The sequence below is a fragment of the Nostoc cf. commune SO-36 genome (assembly GCF_023734775.1).
Lineage (GTDB): Bacteria > Cyanobacteriota > Cyanobacteriia > Cyanobacteriales > Nostocaceae > Nostoc > Nostoc commune_A.
On sequence record NZ_AP025732.1, the window covers coordinates 5,511,239 to 5,529,179 of the forward strand.

At 40.7% G+C, this 17,941-nt stretch carries 20 protein-coding genes and 5 pseudogenes; 13 read left to right on the forward strand and 12 right to left on the reverse strand.

Annotated elements, in window-relative coordinates:
- Positions 1–156: a hypothetical protein gene (locus ANSO36C_RS24950; protein WP_251956705.1), complete on the reverse strand. Its 156-nt coding sequence runs from the start codon at positions 154–156 to the stop codon at positions 1–3.
- 548 nt (positions 157–704) lie between these two features.
- Between ANSO36C_RS24950 and ANSO36C_RS24955 the strand changes: the two genes are divergently transcribed.
- A complete protein-coding gene (locus tag ANSO36C_RS24955; RefSeq protein WP_251956706.1) occupies positions 705–1,877 on the forward strand; it encodes a sensor histidine kinase in 1,173 nt (390 codons plus the stop codon).
- On the forward strand, positions 1,874–2,512 hold the full coding sequence (locus ANSO36C_RS24960) for a response regulator transcription factor (RefSeq protein ID WP_251956707.1): 639 nt from the start codon (positions 1,874–1,876) through the stop codon (positions 2,510–2,512). The genes ANSO36C_RS24955 and ANSO36C_RS24960 overlap by 4 nt, the downstream gene beginning before the upstream one ends.
- Positions 2,513–3,107: 595 nt before the next feature.
- On the opposite strand, the gene ANSO36C_RS24965 is transcribed toward ANSO36C_RS24960, so the two are convergent.
- The 3 genes and pseudogenes from ANSO36C_RS24965 to ANSO36C_RS24975 form a co-directional block, all read right to left on the reverse strand.
- Positions 3,108–3,323, reverse strand: a complete 216-nt coding sequence (locus ANSO36C_RS24965) for a hypothetical protein (protein WP_251956708.1) — start codon at positions 3,321–3,323, stop codon at positions 3,108–3,110.
- Positions 3,324–3,378: 55 nt separating this feature from the next.
- Positions 3,379–3,921, reverse strand: a pseudogene (locus ANSO36C_RS24970) (IS4 family transposase); the annotation flags it as partial.
- A gap of 165 nt (positions 3,922–4,086) precedes the next feature.
- The gene (locus tag ANSO36C_RS24975; protein WP_251955938.1) at positions 4,087–4,380 is read right to left on the reverse strand and encodes a PH domain-containing protein; all 294 of its coding nucleotides are present in this window, start codon (positions 4,378–4,380) and stop codon (positions 4,087–4,089) included.
- A gap of 150 nt (positions 4,381–4,530) precedes the next feature.
- Between ANSO36C_RS24975 and ANSO36C_RS24980 the strand changes: the two are divergent.
- A pseudogene (locus ANSO36C_RS24980) lies at positions 4,531–5,451 on the forward strand (IS4 family transposase); the annotation flags it as partial.
- A 129-nt stretch (positions 5,452–5,580) separates the two neighbouring features.
- On the opposite strand, the pseudogene ANSO36C_RS24985 reads toward ANSO36C_RS24980, so the two are convergent.
- The 3 genes and pseudogenes from ANSO36C_RS24985 to ANSO36C_RS25000 form a co-directional block, all read right to left on the reverse strand.
- A pseudogene (locus tag ANSO36C_RS24985) lies at positions 5,581–5,898 on the reverse strand (IS4 family transposase); the annotation flags it as partial.
- Positions 5,899–6,445: 547 nt separating this feature from the next.
- Positions 6,446–6,688, reverse strand: coding sequence for a P-loop NTPase family protein (locus ANSO36C_RS35045; protein ID WP_251956709.1), 243 nt, complete (start codon positions 6,686–6,688; stop codon positions 6,446–6,448).
- Positions 6,689–6,794: 106 nt separating this feature from the next.
- Positions 6,795–7,349, reverse strand: a pseudogene (locus ANSO36C_RS25000) (transposase); the annotation flags it as partial.
- Positions 7,350–7,859: 510 nt separating this feature from the next.
- Between ANSO36C_RS25000 and ANSO36C_RS25005 the strand changes: the two are divergent.
- The 10 genes and pseudogenes from ANSO36C_RS25005 to ANSO36C_RS25050 all read left to right on the forward strand — a co-directional run bounded on the left by ANSO36C_RS25005 (position 7,860) and on the right by ANSO36C_RS25050 (position 13,574).
- Positions 7,860–8,036: a hypothetical protein gene (locus tag ANSO36C_RS25005; RefSeq protein WP_323374501.1), complete on the forward strand. Its 177-nt coding sequence runs from the start codon at positions 7,860–7,862 to the stop codon at positions 8,034–8,036.
- A gap of 415 nt (positions 8,037–8,451) precedes the next feature.
- Positions 8,452–9,393, forward strand: a complete 942-nt coding sequence (locus ANSO36C_RS25010; protein ID WP_251956710.1) for an SGNH/GDSL hydrolase family protein — start codon at positions 8,452–8,454, stop codon at positions 9,391–9,393.
- A gap of 482 nt (positions 9,394–9,875) precedes the next feature.
- Positions 9,876–10,142, forward strand: a complete 267-nt coding sequence (locus ANSO36C_RS25015; protein WP_251956711.1) for a UbiA prenyltransferase family protein — start codon at positions 9,876–9,878, stop codon at positions 10,140–10,142.
- 68 nt (positions 10,143–10,210) lie between these two features.
- Positions 10,211–11,524: an NAD(P)/FAD-dependent oxidoreductase gene (locus ANSO36C_RS25020; RefSeq protein ID WP_251956712.1), complete on the forward strand. Its 1,314-nt coding sequence runs from the start codon at positions 10,211–10,213 to the stop codon at positions 11,522–11,524.
- Complete coding sequence (locus tag ANSO36C_RS25025) at positions 11,521–11,691, forward strand: hypothetical protein (protein ID WP_251956713.1); 171 nt, start codon at positions 11,521–11,523, stop codon at positions 11,689–11,691. The genes ANSO36C_RS25020 and ANSO36C_RS25025 overlap by 4 nt, the downstream gene beginning before the upstream one ends.
- Positions 11,691–12,155 (forward strand): hypothetical protein, encoded by a 465-nt coding sequence (locus tag ANSO36C_RS25030; RefSeq protein WP_251956714.1) that lies wholly within the window; start codon positions 11,691–11,693, stop codon positions 12,153–12,155. Before ANSO36C_RS25025 ends, ANSO36C_RS25030 begins: the two co-directional genes overlap by 1 nt.
- An 86-nt stretch (positions 12,156–12,241) precedes the next feature.
- Positions 12,242–12,307, forward strand: a pseudogene (locus tag ANSO36C_RS25035) (hypothetical protein); the annotation flags it as partial.
- Between the two features lie 2 nt (positions 12,308–12,309).
- Positions 12,310–12,564 carry an HAD hydrolase family protein gene (locus ANSO36C_RS25040; protein WP_251956715.1) on the forward strand — a complete coding sequence of 85 codons (255 nt, stop codon included), beginning with the start codon at positions 12,310–12,312 and terminating at the stop codon, positions 12,562–12,564.
- Positions 12,565–12,572: 8 nt separating this feature from the next.
- Complete coding sequence (locus tag ANSO36C_RS25045; RefSeq protein WP_251956716.1) at positions 12,573–12,722, forward strand: hypothetical protein; 150 nt, start codon at positions 12,573–12,575, stop codon at positions 12,720–12,722.
- 81 nt (positions 12,723–12,803) lie between these two features.
- Positions 12,804–13,574 carry an SLAC1 family transporter gene (locus tag ANSO36C_RS25050; RefSeq protein ID WP_251956717.1) on the forward strand — a complete coding sequence of 257 codons (771 nt, stop codon included), beginning with the start codon at positions 12,804–12,806 and terminating at the stop codon, positions 13,572–13,574.
- Positions 13,575–13,779: 205 nt separating this feature from the next.
- On the opposite strand, the gene ANSO36C_RS25055 is transcribed toward ANSO36C_RS25050, so the two are convergent.
- From ANSO36C_RS25055 to ANSO36C_RS25075, 5 genes are all read right to left on the reverse strand, one after another.
- A complete protein-coding gene (locus tag ANSO36C_RS25055; RefSeq protein ID WP_251956718.1) occupies positions 13,780–14,730 on the reverse strand; it encodes an L-lactate dehydrogenase in 951 nt (316 codons plus the stop codon).
- A 72-nt stretch (positions 14,731–14,802) separates the two neighbouring features.
- On the reverse strand, positions 14,803–16,197 hold the full coding sequence (locus ANSO36C_RS25060; RefSeq protein ID WP_251956719.1) for a mercuric reductase: 1,395 nt from the start codon (positions 16,195–16,197) through the stop codon (positions 14,803–14,805).
- Positions 16,198–16,335: 138 nt separating this feature from the next.
- Positions 16,336–16,719 carry a hypothetical protein gene (locus ANSO36C_RS25065; RefSeq protein WP_251956720.1) on the reverse strand — a complete coding sequence of 128 codons (384 nt, stop codon included), beginning with the start codon at positions 16,717–16,719 and terminating at the stop codon, positions 16,336–16,338.
- Positions 16,720–16,729: 10 nt separating this feature from the next.
- Positions 16,730–17,377, reverse strand: coding sequence for a cysteine hydrolase family protein (locus tag ANSO36C_RS25070; RefSeq protein WP_251956721.1), 648 nt, complete (start codon positions 17,375–17,377; stop codon positions 16,730–16,732).
- 130 nt (positions 17,378–17,507) lie between these two features.
- Entirely contained in the window at positions 17,508–17,912 is a 405-nt protein-coding gene (locus ANSO36C_RS25075; RefSeq protein WP_251956722.1) for a DUF302 domain-containing protein, read from the reverse strand.
- Positions 17,913–17,941: the final 29 nt, after the last annotated feature.

The window sequence follows — 17,941 nt, forward strand, 5'->3', positions numbered from 1 at the left end:
CTAACCAGTGACGGAAGCTGGAATGATAGAGACTATATGGGTTTCTCCGTCAATTTGTTCTTGGTGTAAGAATTCAAGCCAACTTTCTAGAACTTCTTCAACTTCGTATTCATCTGTATTGATTATATTAGCGATGCCTGCGGCGGTCTGCGCCAACGCATCTACAGATATAGGACTTACGCACTGTACAAATTAATCATGATGTGGCTTAACGAAAATAGGTTGTTTCAGGATTTGATTAATTATCCTTTGATCGTAAATAGACCATGCTGTAGGGGTTTAGCAATGCTTTACCCTTACGAAAGATGTGGCTTTTCACGTTATACATATTTACTATTTCTTGTCAATGCGTAAATCCTAATTAATATTATCAAACAGAATTCAGGAGTCAGGGGCCAGAATTCAGAATGAATTCTGCGCGACTGGCGGATAGCGCAGCGTATACCCTTCGGGATGCTTCGCTTAGAGCGAGTACTCGATAGCGTAGCGTTAGCGAGTATTTTCGAGTCGCGTCTGAATAAATGGGTTTAAGACCCCCACCAAATTGAAAATTTGGTAGTCTACAATGAGTGGCGGGTCTGAATCCCCCACTCATTGATTCTGACTCCTGAATTCTGGCTTCTTAATTCTTCTTCAAGAGCTTTTTTATCTTCTGCTTTCTTGTGTCAGTCTTTTGAAATTGATGTTCAATTAATTTTCGAGTTATGAATCTGATTATAAACCCTTCCCTATCATTCCGTTGGGCTTTATGTTACGTAGAATGGATAATGATTGCTGGAATTACCTTAGGTTGCATAATTGATGGAACTTTTCAGATATCTACAGTAACAACTTTATATGTGATAACCTGTCTTGTTGGATATGCTCTTTTGAGTTTAATTTTTCCGATTGAGCGTCCACTTTGGCAAAGACAAATATACATTTTAATAGGAATGTTGCTCGCTCTATCTGTAAAGTTTATCGGCACTGGATTAGAATTATTTGTTTACCTATATATTGCTAAAAGCTGTTTTTTACTGAATCGCAAAAATCTATTATTAACTGTCATATTAATAGTTTCATTAGATATATTAACATCCATACTGACTGTACCCGAATCAGTCAAAGCTCAAGCTGATTTATGTGGGATCTTACAGGGATCTAAGCAAATAAAATTAGTTATTATTGAGTATCTTTCAAACAATCTTGTTAGTATTCCCTTTATCATAGCTTTTAGCTTTATGATAATTTCTGAACAGAAAAGCCGACAAAGAGCGGAAGCTTTAACCCAACAAGTACAAACTTTAGCAGATGCTCTAGAACGCACTCGAATTGCACGGGATATTCATGATTCGCTAGGACATAGTTTAACCAATCTTAATAGTAGGCTCGCAATTGCCCAACAGAAGTTACGCCAACATGATATAGATACCGTCTCTCAAGCAGTTGATACAGCAAAGTTTCTAGCTAGTCAATGCATTGAAGATGTTAGTCACTACCTAAAAACAATGCGGCAAACTGACTTCAATCTCAACCAAGCTTTAACTACTTTAGTGGAACAGTTGCGCTACAATCAAGCTTTTAATATTAAATGGGAAATTAATTTACCACAACTTTCTTTATCAAACAGCCACCACATTTACTGTATTGTAAAAGAAGGATTAACTAATATTCAAAAACACGCTCACGCTTCCCAAGTATTTTTTCGAGGAAAGTCTACACCTGAAGTAATTTTGTTAGAACTTAGGGATGACGGTCAAGGCTTTGACAACACAATGCCACATTCAGGTTTAGGGCTCAAAGGCATGATAGAACGAGTAGAAATGCTTGGTGGTAATCTGATAATCAAGAGTACTCCAGGGCTAGGTACGCAAATTAAAATCACAATTCCACTATGATTCGCCTCTTAGTTGTTGACGATCAAGAAATTTTTCGGCAAGACTTAGTTACATTACTGTCTAGCGAAGACGATTTGGAAGTGATAGAACAAGCAAGCAACGGTAAAGAGGCAATTGCTTTGCTAAAGCAATTGCAACCGAATGTTATTCTAATGGATGTAAGAATGCCCATTTGTGATGGGGTGATTGCTACTCAAGAAATTATTCAACGTTACCCTTGGATAAAAATTTTAGTTCTGACTACGTTTGATGATGATGAGTATATTTGGCATTCATTAAGGGCAGGAGCGCTAGGTTATCTACTCAAACATACCCCAATTGAACAAATTGCTACAGCAATTCGCTCGGTATATCTGGGATATAGTCAATTGGGGCCAACAATTGCACCAAAAGTTTTTACGCAATTACAATCCGGTAATTCAACTTTAGAGGTTAATTATCAAAACTTGCTTAGTAAGCGCGAATTGGATGTTTTAAAACTTTTGGGTCAAGGAAAAAATAACCGAGAAATTGCTCATGAACTACATTTAACGGAAGGAACCGTCAGGAATTATGTCTCGCGTATCTTCAGTCAGTTGGGTTTACGTGATCGCATTCACGCTGTACTTTGGGTACAACAACACCTGCCAGGCTAAGACCCAGGGCTATTTCATTCTAAAAAGCCGCTTGAGTGTGTCTAATCCAAAAGAACATAAACGTTGAGCTTGCGCCATGTTCTTAAACATATTATCCCGGTACAAATTGAGTGAAAAATTACGAGCGAGCGCAAAAATCTGAGTCAGGAGAGTAGTGCGAATTCTGGATGCATCTTCACCTTGGGTAACATCCCGCACATAGTGGACTAAAAACAACCCGGAAAATCAAGCAATAAAATTAGGCAGCATTCAACAAGTCAGAATCATCAGAACAAGTAGCAGTTTCTGGAAGTAACTGGAGTTTAGACTAAGGTATGCAAAACGACGCAGCAGGGCTGAGTTAATTAGAGACTTAGCGAAATTATGAATAATCTTTAGTATTAAACAGCAACAGATGGTTCTTTACGTGGTCGTGTTACTGTTTTTTTAACAATGGGGCAGCGGTTTTTACGGTGACGCTTTTTTCCTGCTTCCCAACCAGGGGACTTTCCGCGAGGTTTGGGTGGTTGGGCAGGAGTACCAATCACTGCAAAAATTTATTCACTTTTTTAAAATAAAGTCACTACCTTACGGAGCTTAATTTAGGATAAATCTGCTAATACGATTGGCTAATTAAATATTGTTCCCACTCTAATTGAGTTAGATTGAGATTACTCATCAAACGAGAACCTGCTTCGTTTACTAAGTTTTCTGGTGATAGAAACCAAACTTTTACTACAAAGTCTTCTGGGGATGGGATGAGACTATAGATTTGATTTGCAGTCGCTAAGTATTTGCCATCCCAGCTAAAGGCGACAGCGTTAAATGGCAAGTTTTCTCAATACGAGTAATAGTTTGATTGTCTGATTACGGGGGGACAAAAAGGGCTAGGATGCAGATATAATAAGCCTCATCGCTCTCTGTCCTTGTTGGTAGTACTTACGCTTATTAGGACTTAATCTCAATAATTCAGTGACTAACTCATAGGAACTTTCTGTGAAATTGACCCAATTATGGCCATATAACCCAATATAAAAACTACTGTGTCGTCGAACAATCCGCTTAGATTCTTTAATTCGTCCAACATATTTTTGAACACCCATGCGTTTAATTTTTTGACCAGATATAGTTGCACTTGTATAGGCAAGCGAGATTAATAATATTAGAGAAATTAGCCGTTGTCCTGATACATTGGTATCTTCCAAATTATAACCACCACTCTTAAAATCTCTAAACATCTCTTCAATATCAAAACGTTGTTTATAAGCAAGAATCGCTGAATCTAAATCATCTAAATTAGTCAAGATAAACCAGCCTTCCTCTGGCGCAACTCCAAAGCGTTTCCGTTTCCATTTACCTGCAAGATTAAAACTGATAAATCCTGTAGTTTTTGTATATTTAATACCTTGATAAAAAAATGAAAGTCCAGGGCAATACTGCTCGGTTAAGGAAAAAGGGGAGTAAAACCAAGAGAAAAGTGTTCGCGGTTTATTTACGAGAACAATAAAAATTGAGAGACTTAGTTTTTCTCTTTGAGACTATCGTACAAGTCCACCCAATTTTGTCGAAGAGAATCAATGCATGATTGTAAGTAATCAACTTGGGATGGGCATAACTGCATCAACGTGAGCAGGACTTCCAGCCTTGCCTAAATGCTTGTATTTACTCAATTTGTTGGGTTGAGCGGTGGGAAAAATTGGGTGGTTAGCGTGTAACTTGTAGTACCAATAAACTCCTTGTTTACCCCGTGCTTGGTAACGGGAAACGCAGCAACCAGGTGGTGCTATTTCCCCACCAGCCTTGATTTGTTGAATCATGAGTTGCAAAGTCGCAATGGCTTGTTGCAGTAGTTCTGCTCTGGAAATCAAATCATTTTCTTTCGTAGACATAATGAAGAAAAGAGGATATTAACGCTCCCCAGATGAAAGTAATCATAAAAATCGTGTTCTCGATAGTATTTCGAGAACACAATCCCTTTAATATATTATGAAGTGACAACTAAAATTCCACCATCACTTTTGTTTTTAGTATATGTCACTGGTAAATTTTCAGGTACATATCCGGCTTTTCCAAAAGCTAGATTAGTGGTTTTAATAGAAGCAGGCACTCATTTAATTATAGATGCATTAATAACTCCCTATCGCATGGGAGAAAGAAGAAGTGCTTTAAAACTATTACGCAGTATTGACTCTAGTATGTTATTAATGTGGGACAGAGGATTACATTCTTTCAAGATGGTTAATGCCATCATTAAACAAAAAGGTCATTTCCTTGGTCGTCTCCCAGCCCATGCAAAATTTGAAGTGGTGAAACTGTTTCCAGATGGCTCCTATAAATCATGGATTGTACCTGATGGGGAGTCGAAAAGGAAGGGTGCAACCCGAATTCCTGTCCGCATCATTGAATATATTATTGAAGAAAATGGTACTCCAAAAACTTACCGTTTGATTACGAATTTAATGGATACTGCTAAATTTCCGACTTTGCTATTAGCATCAAAATATCATCAAAGATGGGAAGTAGAGAATACTTTAGATGAGTTGAAAATCCATCTGAATGGACGAAAAATACCTATCCGTTCTAAGAATCCTCGTGAAGTAGTCCAAGAAATTTATGGGTGGTTGTTAGGACATTATTGCCTACGGTGTTTAATGTTTCAAAGTGCCACTTTGAAAAATATTTCTCCATTAAAGTTAAGTTTTATTGGGAGTTTACGAGTTGTTCGACGTGCAATTCCTGAGTTTCAACGTCAGATAAATAATCTACTGGATATCAATACATATTATAGTTGGTTAATTGCCGAAATCTCCGATTTAGAAATCCCTTTACGACAACATAGAAGTAATCCAAGAGTAGTCAAGAAAGCCCGCTCTAAGTTTAAGAGTAAAAAACGAAGTCATCGAAATAATGGTTCTCCCCGACAAAAACTATCTTTTCAAATTTTTAGACAGGCCAGTTGAATATATCCATTTTGAACTTCTAAGTTTTTCATCCTCAATTTATAGCTCCACGGTTTAAAGATATTCTCATCAATTAACAATTAAGTTTTTTGAGTGTGCCAATAGTTCTGAATTCTGGCTCCTGACTCCTGAATTCTGTTTGATAATTGTTGAATCTATTGGACAAATCGCATATTTATCGTGTAACTTTTTTTGAACTTTGTTCTGTACTAATTCATTTAATTTTTGGTAAATTTCTTGAAAGGGTTTTTGGCTTCGATGTAAATTTGCTTTAGAAAAAGTAGAAATATCTACCTCATATCCTGTCTTGTTTAACCTGTTAAACAAATCTCGCATACTTGTTAAGCTGTTATCCATAGTATAGGATAACCAGCACTCAAAGAACAGACGACTGTTCAATACTGGATAATCGTTTTTTGGCAGTCCTCTCAAGATACCTTTGACAATTTTGGGAAATTAATTTATAATCACTATCAAATAGATATACTTTAATCTTCTGCCCAAAATTTAACATATTTTGGGCTATTTTTATCGGATTTTTCTTAACATTCAACACTTTTGGCTTCAAGGCTTACAGTTTTTATTGATTGTAATAAATTTATCAGGATTTTTAGTAATAAATATTCTGCACGTCCCAATTCTCGCTTGAGGTTTGTTTCGTAGAATTCTGGTAACATTATCATTAAATAGAGCTTATTGCGAATAAATGCTCTTTTTCTTTTACCACAAATTGCTGCACTCTTTGTAGTACAGGCATTCTAGACCATTTTGTCCCCCCGCAAGCCCTACTAATCACTGAAACCATCGTAACTTGACAATTAATATCGGTTTTAAGCACTTCAAAAAATGAAAGCTCTTTAACATAACTTTCAAAGAAACCTCCAGATTGTGCTGGTAAGTCTAATAGTGTAATAGGACAATCACTCTCATCTAAATTAATTAATAAATCGTCAGCACCACCTCTATGGAAAATATCAATGTAGCGTATTATCGGTCAGTAGTCTTTTTTGAAATATCTTTCTAACTGAGGATTTCTTAAGTCAGCTTCATAAGTGACACAGGGTAAATTTTTATTAATGTACAGTTGAAAGAGCGCTCGTGCAAAGGTGCTTTTTCCCACACCACCTTTATCACCTGTAACAATTATTAGCCGCTTTTGAGGTTTACTATTATTACTCTTGATTATATTATCATCATACATGACTTTCTTACCCTTATTGGTTCTATTTTGAGACATAATAATCCTCGACAAAGCAAATACACTTTGTTAATGTAAATTGAAACTTTTAAACCTTATTTTGAATAAAATAATTCATTTATAATACGCCAAATTCATCTTCATTTTCAATAAATTCATTCTTTTTTAATCTCAAGCAAAAGTGTACTTCTTGCTCCCTGAGCCAATTGGCTAATTTTACAGAGCAAAATTCTCTGTCCCCTAATATAATTGTTTGATATTTATTGAATAATCTTATTACTTGAGAAAATATTTTTGATTGCTCCTCAAAATTACTATTTCCCATTCTGGGCAAAAATTCCCAATAGATTGGGATAGCTCTTCGCTCATAAACTAAGCTAATCATCATCAAATTGTTTCGCTGCCATTTTGTTCTATCAATTACCAAATAAATTCTTTGATTCTCCGAAAAATTTTGAGTTAACCAGTTTTCTATTATCGGAAACCAAATTCTCTGGATATTGAATACTGGCAGTGATAATAATCTTTGAATTTTCTTGCGTCTGCTTTCAAATAATATTGGTACAGGTAAAGCGTTCGCTATTTTTTCTAAACTGACTTCTTTAATATCTTGTAAAACATTAATTAGCAGGTTTAAAAACAACAATTCGGACTCTGAGAGATGATTTTCTAGGTTAGTTTGATATAATGGAGGTAACATTTTCAATAGATAGGTCTTCTTGACAATGATTGACCTATCTTTTTTTTTACCATAATTTGGTCAAACCTTTGCACTACTTGGAATATGAGGCGCATGTCGCCCCTTCAGTTAGTTTTCCTTGAATACGCATAGCTACCAAAAGTGTTGAATGTTGAGAAAAATCCGATAAAAACAGCCCAAAAGCAGCTTCACAAAGAAATGATATGAGTAAGTTGTACTTTGGTTTAAATGTGGATTCCAACTTTAGTTGGAGCCAACCTTCCATTTTGAGATGGACTGATTTATCAATCATTCTATTGAGTAAAAGTTGAAACTTTTAGGGGACGACAATATTAGAGTGAATTGCATATATTTAATTCAGGCAAACATTGATTGCAACTTAGTTACAATCAATGTTTGCTATACAAAAAGGAAGAAGAAAGAAAGAGGGCTGTATACTCAACGCTAGTGCTGAACATACAACCGTCGGAGGTATCAGTGAGTTTTGATCGTGACCGCAGTTCGTTATTCGTGCGACCTTCAACACAAGATCACACAAAGAGTGTGCTGAATGCCGCCGTGGTGCTGGTGATGTATGGGGATTATCAATGTTCTCAAAGTGCGGACGTTTACAGGCTGATTAAAGTCATTGAGCGGCAGCTTGGTACTTGGTGTTTCTTTGAGGAAAAATTATTTGTGCAAATATGATTCCTATAGTTAAGTATAATAAGGGAAATTAACTCATTAAATATTACTCAGGGCAAACGCATCTAAATTACTCTTGATCACAACAAAGCTTAAGAACCAACGAAAAAATCTTTCCTTTCGCGCTTGATTATTTTTTAAGCCCCAAAGTGATGTCTACGACGGGCTGCGCCTACGCCTAAAGTTTTCGCAATAAGTAAGAGTAAATGACATTAATTTTAGTTCTATTGAGAATAAACTTTGCTTGTTAACATGATGCGGCCGCCCTGAAATATTACTGGTTTTTAAAGTAACTGAAGAACAGATAAGTTGTCAGATTATCGCCCTTTGATTACTTTTAAATAAATTAAAAAATACCATAAGTAAAACAAATATGAAAAAACAAGCGATCGCAACAGGGTTTGTTCTTTTTTCTTTCATGTTGCCGACCAAGGTCTCTGCTGCAAGTTTTGATCGGCTTTACGTATTTGGCGATAGTCTTTCGGATATGGGCAATATATACAATGCTACGGGTAAAACATACCCTGTAAGCCCACCTAACTTTGAAGGACGTTTTTCCGATGGGTCACTCTGGGTAGATTATGTCGGAAATCAGTTAGGGTTAAAGCCCACTTTATTGACTGATATCGATTTCACTACTATTCCTCCTACACCAATTCCTACCCAAGGAATAAACTTCGCTTTCGGTGGTTCTAGCTCTGGTTTAGGTAACGCTGTCGTTTCCAATCCAAATTTACCGGGAGTACTCAAACAAGTTCTTGGTTTTGCTGCAACTGTGCAAGCAAATAATCAAACTGCTGATCCAGATGCACTTTATACATTGTGGGGAGGTGCGAATGATTTCTTTTTTCTCAACTCCGAAGACTCTAGCACGCCAATCAGTAATATATCCCTAGCCTTGAATACTCTCGTAGGAGTCGGCGCAAAAAATATTTTGGTATTTAACTTGCCAGACTTGGGACAGCTGCCAGCAGCTAAAATCAACAATCGTAACCCTACAACTCTTAGCAAATCGACTAATGAGTTTAACTTGGGTTTAGCAGAAACTGTGAGCGCTTTGAGTCAAAACCAAAATCTCAACATCATCTCTATTGATACTTATTCTTTATTTAATCAGGCAAGTACATTGGGTTTTACGAATGTGACAGAGTCTTGTCTATCTAGACCAGATATATGTAACCCAGGTAACAACAAGTTTCTCATCTGGGACGGGTTTCATCCAACGACTTCTGGTCATAAAGTGATAGCAGATACTGTACTGGCAGCGATTGAAGCTAAGTCTGTTCCTGAACCTTCGATTAACTTAGGGATTTTAGCCCTTGGTGCTTTTGGTGCGATAGGAATGCTGAAGCGTCAATAAAAAAGAAAAAAGGTCGGTACTGACGGCTAAGAACCGGGTTCTTAGCGCACAATGGATGCTTTTACACTCCGAGTTTGAAATAATCGAAAAGACAATCGCCTGAATCTGCACGAATCAATGCTACAACTACATCTGGTAAGGCAGCTGAACTGGGGTAAACCAAATAACGTGGTTCCCAACTAGCAATACGGTTCGGTTAAAGGGGAAAGATTTAAATACAGCTACCCCTTGTTCAAGCTGATGGCAGCAACCACGCTGAAACAATTGCAATTCGAGCCATAGAACCGGAATACAGCCAAATCCTTACTATTGAAACGTTAACTGAGCGAGAGTTAGAGTCAAATCTATGTCAGACAAATACGAAGCTGTGAACATTTTTCCATCTCATGTGAAAGCAGAAACCGCCTGTGCAAATGAAGGCTTTTCCCATCTGGTAATTCGTTTGGACTAGTTTTTCTGCCTCGTTCAAGAGTAGGGTAAATATGATGTACAAAACGACATCGACAAATTTTTGCCTACTGATTCTGGTTCCAGTTAGCTTACTGCTCACCTACCCGTTCCAAATCACCAATTGGCTGTATCTAGTTACTGCGATCGCCCTGGAAAGCATTTTTGTTCATAAAGTCTGGTTATTAATGCAGTCTACCTCAGATTTAGAGTTGGCCAGATCGTTATTCAAGTACTCGATCATTTACATGATGTTGCTATCGGTGGCGATCGTAGTTGATTGCCTACCCATCTTTAATTGACCAAAGAGAGCGACATTGTTAAGCCGTTGGTTAAATTGCTTGCTGCTGTTTATTAACCACTTCCTAAAATGAATTCTTCTCGCCCCACAGTGATTATCGGAGCAGGCTTTGCAGGTCTTTTTACAGCGTTGCATCTGCGTCATCAGCAAGACTTGCGCTCGATCATTTTGATTGATCCACAAGAACGGTTTGTCTTCAAGCCAATGTTGTATGAACTATTGACAGGTGAATTGTCAGAAGATGCTGTTTGTCCGACTTATAAAGAGTTGCTGCAAGGTAGTGATATCAACTTTGTACAGGACAAAGTAGTGGCGATCAACCTGCAAGAAAAACGTCTTAAGTTAGCTTCTGGCTCAGATTATATCTATGATCATCTGGTCTTAGCTGTTGGCAGTATTCAGGGTTATTTAGGAACAGAAGGCGCACAAAAAAACGCATTCGCATTTCGGACACAAGAGAATGCGATCGCTCTGGAGAGCCAGTTACGAGAGTGCTTGCAACGTGCTAGCCAAACGGATGACGAAACACAACGGCGATCGCTCCTCACCTTTGCTGTCGTTGGGGCAGGCCCAACAGGGGTAGAAATGGCGGCAACCCTGGCAGATTTGTTACCCTACTGGTACGCCCAACTCGGCGGCGATATTCGTCAGATTCGCATTGTCTTAATCAATCATGGCAAGACGATTCTCGCAGGCGATGTCAACGCGGGTTTGCAGGAAGAGGCTCTCCACGCTTTCAGAACTCGAACAGTACCTGTTGAGTTGATATTAGGCGTAGGGGTGAAAGCGATCGCTCAAGACCACCTGGAGTATCAACCTGCCAACAGCACTGAGATAAAAACGCTGTTGACTCAAACCACCATCTGGACAGCCGGGACAGCCGTAAACCCACTCATCCAAAATCTCAAGTCCCAAATTCCCGCAGATCACCTGGATAAGCATGGGCTACCGCTTGTCACCTCAACTCTGCAACTGCTGGATTTTCCAGAAGTGTTTGCCGCAGGCGATTGTGCAAACGTGCAGCCACAAACCTTACCGGCTCTAGCCCAGGTGGCATATCAGCAAGGTGCGAGCATTGCCCACAATTTGATTGCCCTTGCTAAAGGTGCATCCCCTAGCCCAGCCCATGTCAGTCTTCGGGGTACGCTAATGAAATTGGGTTTAGGAAATGGGGTAGCAAAATTGTTTGACAAAGTGCAGATAACTGGCAAACTTGGCGATCTAATTCGCAGTGCAACGTATTTGGAAATGCTGCCCACCCCACTGCATGACTTTAAGGCAACCACAGAATGGCTGAAGGAAGAAACTTTCCATCGCTATCACAGACCCAAGATGAAGCCAGAAACCACCGCAAAACAACTTCTCTCTTCGGTTGAACAATGAGAGCGATCGCTCATTCATCTGTGTATGCCACTGGATTAGAGTGGACAAGCTCTTCATCGCCGCCAAGCGAAAATTTTGAAGAGATTCCCACCATTACCTCAAAACCATATAGTTACGGGGAATTTGACAGATTGACAGTCGATCATCTATTTAAAGAGAACCACTGATGAAGACACGAACAACAAAACGATTGGTTGGTGGAATCTTAACGATTGGCATAATTGGACTGCTACGTTCACAGTCTCTCTTCGCGCTTCCAGTCAGCCAAGCTCAACCAAATTCCTCTCAAGACTATGTACTTCCCTACCGGGGCAGTTGGACGGGAACCTTCCGTACTGTCGGTTCTCAGGGGCAGATACTCGTATTTATTGATCCTGCCGGCAAACTGTACGGAAGTTTGAAGTCTAATGATGGTGAGAACTTTGCTCAAATTAGCGGTTCCCATCGCGGAAGTAAGTTTCATCTGGTTTTCACTCCTCCACCCAGCAGCCTTAACCAGTTTGGCACTGCTAGTCCTTACACCGTTGATGCAACCGCAAAGTGGGAGCAAGGGGTGAGTCGATTTGTAATCTCGGCCCCAACTAGAACGGGTCACTCACAACTATATACATTTGAGAAATCAATACATTGAACGGAGTTGCGATCTCGTCTGCCGCGTATTCCTGGACGCGACTTTGCCGGAGTCAACTCCATCTGGAGAAAGATGTTGAAGCTGGATTGAACATTATTGAAAAAGCATTTGGACGCGATCTAAATTCTGCTCGCACCCTAAATGAAAATATCAGTTGCGTACTGAAGGAAAGCCAAATTTACCGTATCGATCACTACCTTGTCAGGCAAGAGCAAGTTCAGGTGGGGGTGAACAGCTGTCTGCGGCTCGATCGCAGCCTTATTATCTGGATGTCACCCATCCCCGTGCCAATAAAGGGGCTGTGGTCGCTCGCCTCTCGCAACTACTGGGAATTTCCAATCAAGAAATTGCCACGATTGGGGAGGGGATATGCCGAATGATGTGTCAATGTTTCAACGCAGTGGATTGAGCATTGCAATGGGTAATGCAAGTGTAGAGGTGCAAAAGCAAGCTCAGTACGTGACGACATCCTACGAAGAAGAAGGATTTGCCAACGCAGTTGAACAGTTCATTTTGGGAAGCAATACCGCAGACATCACCAAAAAGCGTTTTCGATCAATGCTTTAGCGCTGCAATGAATGAAACAGTCTGTCTCTGTTGTTCTAGTTTACTCCTGCGTCACATTCGTCACCATCAGGTGCATTGGTTTTGCCGACGCTGTTGGCAAGAGCAGATGCCTTAGCTGAATTTGAGCATCCTATTTTGTGTTGCTTTATCGGGTTAGTGCCTGTGTCTACGATGTTTGTAGCGCTGGCGATCGCACCCTACTCTCGTGCGATCGCCGTCGCGTTATTCATTGTCGGTGCAATTGGTCAGTTAAGCTTTGGCGTGTATCGTTCCGGTCAGCTATGGATGGGAGGACGTAAGCCAGAAATTATTACACCCATTCTCTACCTCTCTACAGTCGCGGGTAGTTTTGTCGGTGCAATCGTTGCTAGTACCCTCGGTTATCGAGAGTGGGGCCTGTTGTTTTTTGGAGGAGGGCTGTTTTCGTGGCTAGCACTAGAGTCGATGATTATGCAGCGCCTCTATTTGCTAGAAGCGTTGCCTAAACTACTACGTCCAACGCTGGGCATTCAACTTGCCCCCCCTGTCGTTGGCTGTGTTGCTTATTTGAGTATCACCAGTGGTCAGCCCGATGCCTTTGCTCAGTTCCTTTTCGGCTATGGACTGTTGCAAGCGCTGATTCTACTGCGACTGCTACCGTGGTTATTTCAAGAACCCTTTACAGCTTCCTATTGGGCATTCACCCTCGGCATTGCTGCCTTGTCGCTGGCATCCTTGCACCTTGTTGAACGCGCTATGACTGGAGTGATGCAAGAATTGGCACTACTGCTATTCATTGGCGCAAATATTGCGATCGGCAGTATTTCTCTAGGGACAGTGCGCCTCTTGCTGCGGGGCAAATTACTAAGCTAGCGATCGTTCATTTTTCCAGAACATATTGGGAGTAGAACTTATGGCTGCAACAACTAAGCAAAATGGCACTAAATCGTTTGTTTACTCAACTAGAATTGATATTCTTGTAGAAATCCGATAAGTTCAAAGGTTCGGTTCGTCACAGCTAATTGCGAACCAACCCCCTTTTCCACATCCGTGAAAAGTCAGGGGTTCCAATTTGATTTTAATTATGCAAAGAATTATGGGCTTCATTGAGTTTGTTGGCTGATTCTTCTAATAAGCGTTGTTCATAAGCATTTCTTGATAACAGCAGTTGGCGCTGAATACCTGTTGAGCCAATGATACATGGAAGTCCAAGAACAACTTCACTGCCAACTCCATAGTTAGAATTTGCTCTGGCCGATACTGGAAATATCTGCTTTTCATCTCGCAGGATGGTATCAACTAATTGACAAACTACTGTTGATATACCATAGCTGGTATTTCCTTTGCGTTCAAAAATGTTATAGCCTCGTTTACGAGTTAACTGTGTGTACTCTTGCTGAATTTGTTCTAGCGTTGCTCCTTGTGGTATGGGAAATTCAGTTAACAGAATTCCCCCAATAAATGCACTAGACCAAACGACAAATTCACTGTCTCCATGCTCTCCAATCACATAAGCATGAACGTCTTGTTTAGCAACATTCAGTCGCTTTCCAAGTTGATATCTCAGTCTAGCAGTATCAAGAACAGTTCCCGAACCGAAAATTAGGTTTTCTGCTCTGGTGGAAGTAGCTTGAGCAATCCGCGTGAGTACATCCACTGGATTGCTAATGATAAGTACGATTGAATTCGGTGCAACTCGATCCAATTCTTTGATTGTCGAACGTATAATGTCTGCATTGTCGCTCAATGTATCTAATCGGGTCTGTCCTTGTTTTGGTTGCACCCCAGCAGTCACAATAATGATATCTGAATCAGCTAAATCTTCATACTGATTTGATGGTATAATCTCCATCTCTTTAAGTAGAGGAATGCTGTCTTCAATATCCCATACTTGTCCTTCAGCTTTCGATAAGGTTCGGTCAAAAAGCACAACCCTTACACATTTACCGAGTAAAACTAAAGCATTTGCAACGTTTGCACCTACATTACCTGCACCAATAATACCGACTTTAGATGTTTTACTAATCATGCTATGTCTACTTTTTTCAAGAGTGAAATGTCGTTTATTTGGTAAGTCCTTGGGTCTGCAATTGCTGTCTCTTTACAACTTGGAAAACAATATATTTAACCCCTCGGTCATCGTGGGATGAGTCAAAATACCATCGCGTAGAACGGTGTAGGGCATCTGAGCTTGCATCACCATCTGCACCGTTGAAATCACTTCACCTGCTTCATGACACAACAGAGAACACCCTAGAATACGACCTGTATCTGCATCCACGATCGCCTTTAGAAGTCCATCAGTTTGACCGAGTGTTCTCGCTCTAGGAACGGCTGATGCATCCACCTTCGCCACGCGGATAGCATATCCTTGTTGCTGTGCTTCAGTTTCAGTTAAACCCACATGAGCCAGTTCTGGATCGATGAATAGACACGATGGAACCAATCGATCCCGTGTACTGCGATCGCCCCCATCAATTAAATTAGCTTTGATAGTGCGATAATCGTCGAGCGATATATGGGTGTATTGCGGCCCCCCATTGATGTCGCCTAACGCCCAAATCCCCGGAATGTTTGTTTCTAAGCGATCGCTAACTTGAATAAATCCGCGTGTATCGGTTGCCACACCAGCAGCAGCTAAATTTAAGCTCTCGGTATTGGGCGCACGACCAACGGCGACGAGCAAATGCGACCCCTGGAGGGAGATTTCACGATCGCCAACTTGGGTTTGCAGGATGGTTTCATTACCAGTGCGATCAACTCTTAATACCTTCGCCTTTAATAAGAATTCAATACCATCTTTTTCTAACAGTCTTTGAACTGCGATCGCTATATCTGGATCTTGCTGTGACAGGATTTGCTCATTTTGACCAATGACAGTAACGCCAGAGCCAAAGCGCCGGAACATCTGGGCAAACTCTAAACCAATATAGCCACTACCGAGAACGATCAGGTGTTCAGGCAGGTGTTCTAGCTCCATAATTGACTCACTGGTTAAAAATCCAGCTTCTGTAAGTCCGGGAATGGATGGAATTAGCGGTCGTGTGCCTGTATTAATAAAGAATCGTTCGGCGGTAAGTAAGCGATTGTTTCCCTCAGTCGTCGTTACTGCGATCGTTTTGGGAGCAACAAAGCGGGCTGTACCAATGATCAGTTCGTGACCCAAAGCAGTTTCTAAATTGTGCAAGTTCATTTCACGCATCCCTTGGACAACCGCTCGTTTTCGTTGAATCACCTCTGCTAAATTAACGGTGGGTGTGTTGCTTTGAACCCCATAAGCGGCACTCTTTCGCACTGTATTTGCTATATTGGCACTCGCCACCATAGTTTTAGTAGGAATGCAGGCAATATTAATGCACCCGCCACCAATCATATTTAAACTGCGTTCAACCAGAGCGGTTTTACGTCCGTCAGCGACTAACGCCGGTGCAAGTGTTTTACCTGCTTTGCCGCAGCCGATAATAATATCGTCATAGTGTTGAGCGTTCACTTCCATATCCTTTGAGTTTGATAAGGTGAATACGATTTCTAGAAGGTGTTATGAATTTCAGAAAAAACTGACTAAGAGGGTTTTAGCGATAATGTATTTGTCCTAGCTGGGTTGACAAAAAGTGTATAACACCTCCTAGAAGATTCAACTTTTTTTACAAGCTTGCTTCATCAAGATACGGTTGTTTTTATACACCTCTAAAATTCCAGACTGCGGATTATCCAACGTGCCATCCCACACCCAGTATTGATAAATTCCACTCCGAAACTTATACACTCGAACACCTTCAGTCGCTTGGCTAGTTCCTTTGCCCAAACTTAAATTACCATTGGGACTAGTGGCGCGATAAAGCAGTTCACCTGAAGTATATTTCTGCCAAATATTTACGTTGTACCCACCCCGGCATTTCGTACTCAGGACGATGCCAGCAGTAGAATCAGCAGAAGCAGGTAAGGAAAAATTAGCTAAGATACTGATTGGCAGAGCAAGAAATAACGCGGATGTTTTCATAAGTGTTGTAAAATTCATGAGTTTGACATTATTGCATTGCTGCTACAACTTCATCTGTAGAAAGCACTGCATTGGCGATATACCCAAAGTTGATCAGTGCTGCCTTATAGCCGTCGCCCAGTTGCGGATGCCGAGGGGCTGCTGTTGCATCCTTAACGACAAGAACCTCAAATCCCTGCTCCAGCAATTCGCGTAGGTGAGCTTCAACACAAAGATTTGCCAACATTCCAAGTAGAATTACTTTGCTGATGTTGCGTTTACGCAGTTGCAAAACGAGGTCGTTAGTTTGCGGCCCATAGACTTTGTGGGGACTGGCCACAATCGTCTTGCCATCTTCAATGAAGGGCTTATAGCGATCGAGCCAGTCAGCACCCGATCCCAGGAATCCATCGAGGGTCAATGCACCACGGCGATCGAACTCCTTAACCTCAAGCATCATTTGCTCTAGGTTGCCGGCAAATTTCCAATTATGGTCGGTGGGGTAGTAATAGTGAGGAGAGATAAAAACCTCGAATTCATTCTGCTTCGCGGCTTTGAAGATTCGCTCAATGTTTTCGATGGTCTTGTTATCCTTAACACTCTCACCCACCAAATCCCAGGAAACCCCTTTTTCGCTCAAAACATCGTTTTGCGGATCGATGACAACTACTGCGGTGTCATTCTTGTTGATGTTCATGGTTTTTCTCCTTGCTTATTGATTTTTACCGTTCTCTTCCTTAAAAATCACCCGCGATATGCAGCGTTTTCCCAGTGATTCAGAATCAGAATACTTGGTTGCCAGGGCGATCGCGTGCTAATTCTGCAACTTATTTGCGATCGGCGGAACTTAGTGCTTGATGGATTAAAGGTGCAATGATAGCGATATTTTTCACCAACTCATCACAGAGAGAAAATCGCTGTTTTAAGTAATTAGGATCGTTGTAGCTCACCCACACCTTGCCGTCAGCCGCTTCCCATGCCAGTACTTTCAGGGGTAAATCCAGAGCGATCGTTGGTTCTGCCACCATGAGGGAAGTTCCGGCTTTCGGGTTGCCAAACAACAACAACTGTGTAGGACACAGGCTTAGTCCGACTTTTTCGGCTTCAGCCTGTTGATCGATACGAGCAAAAATGGTGATGCCTTTTACTTCAAGGACGGCTTCTAATCGATCAATGGTTACAGGCACTGAATATTGACTAAGCTGGCTAATGATGCCGTTGTTTGCATTCATAGCAATGGACTTCTTGTAAGATAAAAACT